A 1,517-nucleotide genomic window follows, 5' to 3' on the forward strand; every position below is an offset into this window, starting at 1 on the left:
CTCCCGGCCCCCTCCCGGGCCCGGTCCGCCGCCGTTCAGGCCCCGGAGTCGGCTCAGGGCTCGGGCAGTCCGTCCGGCCGCCCGAGCGCCATGGACAGGGCCTTCAGCACCACGCGGGACTTGAGGAGCATCTCCTCCAGTTCGGCCGCCGGGTCCGAGAGCGCCACGATGGCTCCGCCCGCGCCGATGCTCACCTCGCCGGGGCGGACCACCGCCGTCCGGATGACGACGTTCAGGTCCGCCGCGCCGGTGGCGGAGAAGTACCCGATGGCGCCCGAGTACACGCCCCGGGCCTCCCCCTCCAGGCGGTCGATGAGCTCCATCGTGCGCTCCTTGGGGGCCCCCGTCATGGAGCCTCCCGGGAAGGCGGCGCGCACCGCGTCCACGGCGGTGAGCCCCGGGCGCAGGTGGCCCCGGATGGTGCTCACCAGTTGGTGCACCGTGGCATACGACTCCACGTGCATGAGCCGGGGGACGTGGACCGAGCCCACCTCGCACACGCGCCCGAGGTCGTTGCGCACGAGGTCCACGATCATCAGGTTCTCCGCCCGGTCCTTCTCCTGGGAGCCCAGCTGTTGGCGCAGCTGGTCGTCCTCGGCTGGCGTGGAGCCGCGGCGCAGGGTGCCCTTGATGGGCTTCGACTCCACCCACCGCTCGGCGTCCACGCGCAGGAAGCGTTCGGGGGAGGAGCAGGCGATGCCCAGCGCTCCCATGCGGAGGTAGGCGGCGTAGGGCGCGGGGTTCAGCCGGCGCAGGCTGCGGTACAGGTCCAGGGGCTCGACGTGCGTCCGGGCGAGGAGCTTGTTGGTGAGGCAGACCTCGTAGGTCTCGCCTTCGTGGAGCTGTTCCATGCAGCGCTGGATGTCGGCCAGGTAGGTCTCGCGGTCCCTGGCGAGGCGGACCGGGAAGGGGGCTCCAGTGCGTGGCTCGAGGGGCGCCAGAGGGGGCAGGGTGCGCAGGCTGGATTCCGTGGCGTCGAACCAGGCCTGGACCTGAGCCGCCTCGTGTTCGGGGGCGAGCGCGACGAGATAGACCGTGCGTTCGAGGTGGTCCCAGGCCAGCAGCCGGTCCGCCAGGATGAGGCTGACGTCTGGATCCGGTGAGGCATGCGGGGTGGTCGCGCCGCAGTCGTGCTTCAACTCGTAGCCGAGGTGGCCCACGAAGCCGCCCTGGAAGTCGAAGGGCAGCCCGGACGGGGCCACTCGCAGCCGTGTCAGCTCCTGCTGGAGGAATTCGAACAGCTCGGTGGAGTGCGCTTCTGTTCCCTGACTCCGGTGCACGGTGAGCCGGCGTGGGTTCACCTGGTAGTGGATGACGGCGCTGTGTGGGCCGGTTGCGTCGCCCATGAAGGAGAAGCGTGACAGGCCGGCCTCGACGCGGCTGCTGTCCAACCAGAAGGCGTGGTCCCTGCCTCCGAGGAGCGTGACGAAGGCCTGCTCCGGGGCGGCTTCGAGGCGCAGCTTCCGGTGATGGACCCGGAAGATTCCAGGCGGGGGGAGGGGCGTTCTCTCCTGGGG

General features: G+C 71.1%; 1 protein-coding gene. It reads right to left on the minus strand.

What is annotated here, in order from left to right:
- Window positions 1–53 precede the first annotated feature (53 nt).
- Window positions 54–1,517 (minus strand): aminodeoxychorismate synthase component I (gene pabB / locus D7W82_RS39595; RefSeq protein WP_120623176.1); only part of this gene is annotated, 1,464 nt, incomplete at its 5' end.

The sequence above is a fragment of the Corallococcus sp. CA049B genome (assembly GCF_003611685.1).
Taxonomy (GTDB): Bacteria; Myxococcota; Myxococcia; order Myxococcales; family Myxococcaceae; genus Corallococcus; species Corallococcus coralloides.